This window comes from Pseudomonas sp. ICMP 10191, from assembly GCF_001467335.1.
Classification (GTDB): domain Bacteria; phylum Pseudomonadota; class Gammaproteobacteria; order Pseudomonadales; family Pseudomonadaceae; genus Aquipseudomonas; species Aquipseudomonas cerasi.
Genome location: NZ_LKGW01000162.1, coordinates 1 through 3,949 on the forward strand (window position 1 = coordinate 1; position 3,949 = coordinate 3,949).

The following is a 3,949-nucleotide window of genomic DNA, read 5'->3' on the forward strand; positions in this document are numbered from 1 at the left end:
AGAATTTTTAATTTCGCGGGTGTAAAAAAACGACTGAGGGCGCGGTCTAGAAGCGAAAGGGTCCAGACTTTTGACCCTCCCCCACCGCACCAGACTGGTGCGCGCACCATATCGGTGCATTTTCGTGCAATTCGACGGAAATCGTTCTCGTTTCGGTCAGCGAGGCCGGGCTGCCTGGGTGTTAGCCTGCCAGTTGGATCGATCCCAGAACAGGTCCATGTCACCCTTGTGAGGAATGATGTGATCAACGTCTGTCGACGCTGTGACACGTCCAATGCGCTCGCACTCTACGCAGAGCGGATGCTTAGCCAAGAAGCCCTTGCGCGCCTGTTGCCACTTGTAGCTATAGCCGCGCTGGCTGCTGGTCTCGCGTTGCTTCTCCCGCTGCTTTACTTCGAACTGCTTGCCTACATCCTTATGGGCGTCACAGTACCGAGGGTTACGGGTCAGTGTGTTGCAGCCTTGGGCATTGCACGGCTTCTGCGGCCTCAACGGCATGGTGTGCCGTCCAAGTAGGTGCGTGGCTGGCTATCGGGGTCTTCCGGCTCGTCTTCACTAAGTGCGTCGATCAGCAGCATCTGTTGCTCTGCCATCCGCTGTAGCAGCTGGGTCTGCTTTACCTGCTCGGCCAGGATCTGGCCTAGCAAGGAGTTGCTGTGCTCGTTCATATGCCACCTTGCTCCACTTCTTGATCCACTCGCGCCGAGCGGCGCATCCGCTGCAACTCACTGGACAGGCTCAATAATCGAACTGAAAAAAAAATGTTGGGTGAGCTTTTTGGCTAACTTCTGCAATACTGAAATCTCCCACATTACTGATCAAAAAATGATTAACACCAAGAAATTGAGGGTAAAAATATGACCTTAGAAGAACATTCAGCTGCACTCGGAAAGTTATTATCCAACCTACAAACGGTAGAGCTTTTAGCTCGGATGTACATCCATGAAAAAAGTTACAAAGCAGAAAACAAATCAATCCCCCCATTCAAAATCAACTCTCCTGTTGGCTCAACGCATAGGGCCGATCCGTTTAATAACTACGACACACTCACAACAACTTTAAAAAAGTATAACAACCTCAACAACAAAGCAACTGTAGATATTGACAGCTTAGTGGAGTTACGTGACGCACTTGCTCATGGCCGAATCCTAGGAGAGATTGATGATGATAACCTTCGGCTTTTAAAGTTCTCTAAAGAACAGAATGGTGAGGTCCGAGTCACATACAACGAAACTCTTAGCAAGCAATGGTTTGACTCAAACATAAAGAAAACTTCAGAGGCAGCCAATACCATTCACCGCTCTTTAAATGAACTCCAAGAACATCAACCAACAATAACTTAGCATCATAGCTACATAAACAGCATATTAACCAAAGTAAGAGCTGACTTTGGGCATTTCCAGCCAGAAGCATACCGCGGCCGAACGCAACCTAAATCTTGGCCCTTACTATTTGCTCTGGCTGCGCTGGATCTGTGCGTCGACCTGATCAGCGCACGTATCCAACAGTTTGATGGCCTGGTCTTTCAGCTCCCACACATCGCCATTCAGCCTCAGATCGGCCTCGTCAGCATTGATACGTTCACAGGGAATCAGCTCAGGGGGTTCTAGCCTTACCGCTGTTGTCTTTACCAGAACCGGTTGCGGGCTTCCCACGCAGGCCGTCAGGCAGAGGCTGAGAAGCCCAATCACGAACGGGCTTGTTGTTCCGCTTGAGGTCTTCAAATTCTTTCCTCGCCTGTTTGGCTTTGTCTTCGCTGGCCTTGATGCGCTGGCTCAGGTCTTTCAGATAGGCAGCGTTGCGTTGAGCCTCGGCCCGCAGCGTGGTTATGGTGGCCTCGCTTTCTTTACTGGCTGCGATGGCTTCGTTCTTACTCTTGGTCTCCAACTGCATGGCACCACTGAGGGCGACAACGCGGTACTGCTGGATACCAACGAGCAGCAGACCAACAAGGCCAATGATGATTGCAGCTGCGATAGCCTTCATGTGATGTCCACCTTGCGGCCAATGAACCGTGTTACCAGCTCGCGTATGGCGGTAACGCCAAGAAAGCCGATGGTTCCACCGGCAGCCACTGACAGACTGGGCGGCCATGCCATCCACTCGATCAGGCTGGACGCAACCAGGCTCAGCGCACCACAGATCAATGCTTCAAAGCAGATCCGGCGTTTGCTGGTCTCTTTTGCGTCGTAGAGGATTCGCAGTAGTGAGACGATGATGGCCATGATCGCGCCCTGCCAGAGTGGATTCGATAGGGCCATCCAGACCTGCGCCCATAAGTCGGGGTTCTTTTCGGGCATGGTGCGCGTCCGGTCTCAACCCTTTCGGGATCTATAAACGAAAAAGGCCCGCCGGTATGGCGAGCCTTTGAATGGGTGCAGATGGCCGGAGCTGATCCCGGCATACAAGGTTCCGTCCGGACTCGAACCGGCAACGCTGGTCGCAAACCCTGCAGGAGCACCGGAATTTCACCGGCAAACCCGTGTAGCTTCCCCGCGCATCAGCCTGCGCATTCATCTGCATAAAGCAAAAAACCCAGCACTTGGCTGGGCTTAATCATCAGGGGTGCCGCGCTGGAACAGCTGAACACCGTGCCATGAAAACAGAGCTATTCCATATGGACAACTCTTTTTTACGCCGCTGCTCGGACGCCCTCCAAATAGCAGTCCACCCAGGCAGCACCAGCCTTGATCAACTCGCGCGCCTTGCCCTCGCTCATTCCGAAGTGGCGACCAACCCGGATCGCTGGCCACTTCGCGCCGTAATAGAACCAGACCATATCGCCCATCTGCTGATGACGAGCGCACAGACCAGCAACGGCTGCGTCCACAAGGCCTGCCAGTTCGTCGGTGATCACATACGATTTGCCGGGCATTGGCATGGCATCCCGCATCAGGGCGAGCGTGGGCGAGGCATAGCTGGGCACACCCATTCCATCCATCCGCCAGTATCCCCACTGCTCGAGCATGTTTTCAGTTTCACCCAGCGGGCGGTGCAGCGTGTTGCGAGTCATCATGGTCAATCCCCTGTGTAATTCGATCCGCCGGCACCGCGGCGGTTGTTCTGGTTATAAATCGCAGCAGGCCCAGTCATCTGGGCCGGGCGCTTCAATTGTTCGATCTGCTGATCAGCGGCCTGCAGGCGCATGCTCAACTGCGTCACCAGCACTTCCAGCGGCAGCGCATCACCGGTCTCGGCGGCGACCCAGCCCGAGGCGTTGCACTGCACGCACGCCATTTCATGGAAAACACCCTTGATCACTGCGCGGCCCCGGCAGGCCGGGCACTGGGCTAGGTCAAGTTGAGCGGCGCGGAACGCTGGGCCGTGACTCTTCCTCACTTATCAGCCTCCGGCGCTATAGCCCTCAATGCCACCCAAAGGTTTTCGCCGTGAACCGGTTTGCCGTGCTTATCCATAATGCCAATCCGCAAGGGGGCCGAATAACGGCGGCCGCTGCATTCATAGATCGGGCTCCCGTCGTCGGCGATCTCACCCTCAATCAGCGTGGCAACCTGGCCTGTAAACAACACGTTCGCGATTAATTCGGCCATTTTTAAACCTCGCCTTTTATGGATTCGTGATCGCGCCGGAAGCCGCGCCGGTATTGGCCTCGACGGCATTCTGCGAATTTTCGTTTCNGGATATAGGTCTGCACATTGCGGGTCAGCGTGTGGTTCACCAGCATCTCGCCGATCAGGAAGTCGACGCCCAGATCAGTCCAGCCGGTCCGGGCCACTTTGCGCAGATCGTGGCTCGTCCACTCACCCTTGCCCAGGCGAGCGAATACGGCACATGCCTGGCTGTCGCTGATCGGTCCACGATTGCGGGCCGGGAACATGTAGGCACCCTTGTAGCCCTTCGACGATTGCCAGTCCCGATAGCGCTCCAGCAGCGCGCAGGCCTGATGGGTCAGCGGTAAGCGATGCTCACAGCGGGTCTTGGTGTTCTC

The 3,949-nt window shown here is 55.1% G+C and carries 9 protein-coding genes and 1 pseudogene; 1 reads left to right on the plus strand and 9 read right to left on the minus strand.

The features are described 5' to 3' along the window. Nucleotides 1-156 precede the first annotated feature (156 nt). Both AO388_RS24240 and AO388_RS24245 read right to left on the minus strand, forming a co-directional pair. A complete protein-coding gene (locus tag AO388_RS24240) occupies nucleotides 157-498 on the minus strand; it encodes an HNH endonuclease (protein ID WP_058417325.1) in 342 nt (113 codons plus the stop codon). Continuing rightward, nucleotides 489-668 (minus strand): hypothetical protein, encoded by a 180-nt coding sequence (locus tag AO388_RS24245; protein ID WP_058417326.1) that lies wholly within the window; start codon nucleotides 666-668, stop codon nucleotides 489-491. The genes AO388_RS24240 and AO388_RS24245 overlap by 10 nt, the downstream gene beginning before the upstream one ends. Nucleotides 669-857: 189 nt before the next feature. Between AO388_RS24245 and AO388_RS29035 the strand changes: the two genes are divergently transcribed. Further along, the gene (locus tag AO388_RS29035; RefSeq protein WP_058417327.1) at nucleotides 858-1,343 is read left to right on the plus strand and encodes a hypothetical protein; all 486 of its coding nucleotides are present in this window, start codon (nucleotides 858-860) and stop codon (nucleotides 1,341-1,343) included. 105 nt (nucleotides 1,344-1,448) lie between these two features. Here the strand turns inward: AO388_RS29035 and AO388_RS29820 are convergent, their stop codons facing one another. From AO388_RS29820 to AO388_RS24285, 7 genes and pseudogenes are all read right to left on the minus strand, one after another. After that, nucleotides 1,449-1,634, minus strand: a complete 186-nt coding sequence (locus tag AO388_RS29820; protein ID WP_269059329.1) for a hypothetical protein — start codon at nucleotides 1,632-1,634, stop codon at nucleotides 1,449-1,451. Further along, complete coding sequence (locus AO388_RS24260; protein ID WP_058417329.1) at nucleotides 1,597-1,986, minus strand: hypothetical protein; 390 nt, start codon at nucleotides 1,984-1,986, stop codon at nucleotides 1,597-1,599. Before AO388_RS24260 ends, AO388_RS29820 begins: the two co-directional genes overlap by 38 nt. Next, nucleotides 1,983-2,300 carry a phage holin, lambda family gene (locus AO388_RS24265; protein ID WP_017700708.1) on the minus strand — a complete coding sequence of 106 codons (318 nt, stop codon included), beginning with the start codon at nucleotides 2,298-2,300 and terminating at the stop codon, nucleotides 1,983-1,985. The genes AO388_RS24260 and AO388_RS24265 overlap by 4 nt, the downstream gene beginning before the upstream one ends. A 332-nt stretch (nucleotides 2,301-2,632) precedes the next feature. Further along, nucleotides 2,633-3,016: an antitermination protein Q gene (locus tag AO388_RS24270; protein WP_054076564.1), complete on the minus strand. Its 384-nt coding sequence runs from the start codon at nucleotides 3,014-3,016 to the stop codon at nucleotides 2,633-2,635. Nucleotides 3,017-3,018: 2 nt separating this feature from the next. Then, a complete protein-coding gene (locus tag AO388_RS24275; protein WP_058417330.1) occupies nucleotides 3,019-3,339 on the minus strand; it encodes a hypothetical protein in 321 nt (106 codons plus the stop codon). Beyond that, complete coding sequence (locus AO388_RS24280; RefSeq protein WP_044294380.1) at nucleotides 3,336-3,551, minus strand: hypothetical protein; 216 nt, start codon at nucleotides 3,549-3,551, stop codon at nucleotides 3,336-3,338. Before AO388_RS24280 ends, AO388_RS24275 begins: the two co-directional genes overlap by 4 nt. 16 nt (nucleotides 3,552-3,567) lie before the next feature. After that, a pseudogene (locus tag AO388_RS24285) lies at nucleotides 3,568-3,949 on the minus strand (tyrosine-type recombinase/integrase); the annotation flags it as partial.

Excerpts from the sequence above, each read along its gene's own strand:
- AO388_RS29035 (WP_058417327.1), top strand. The coding sequence starts at position 858 with ATGACCTTAGAAGAACATTCAGCTGCACTCGGAAAGTTATTATCCAAC.
- AO388_RS24240 (WP_058417325.1), bottom strand. The coding sequence starts at position 498 with ATGCCGTTGAGGCCGCAGAAGCCGTGCAATGCCCAAGGCTGCAACACA.
- AO388_RS24280 (WP_044294380.1), bottom strand. The coding sequence starts at position 3,551 with ATGGCCGAATTAATCGCGAACGTGTTGTTTACAGGCCAGGTTGCCACG.
- AO388_RS24245 (WP_058417326.1), bottom strand. The coding sequence starts at position 668 with ATGAACGAGCACAGCAACTCCTTGCTAGGCCAGATCCTGGCCGAGCAG.
- AO388_RS24270 (WP_054076564.1), bottom strand. The coding sequence starts at position 3,016 with ATGATGACTCGCAACACGCTGCACCGCCCGCTGGGTGAAACTGAAAAC.
- AO388_RS24265 (WP_017700708.1), bottom strand. The coding sequence starts at position 2,300 with ATGCCCGAAAAGAACCCCGACTTATGGGCGCAGGTCTGGATGGCCCTA.
- AO388_RS24260 (WP_058417329.1), bottom strand. The coding sequence starts at position 1,986 with ATGAAGGCTATCGCAGCTGCAATCATCATTGGCCTTGTTGGTCTGCTG.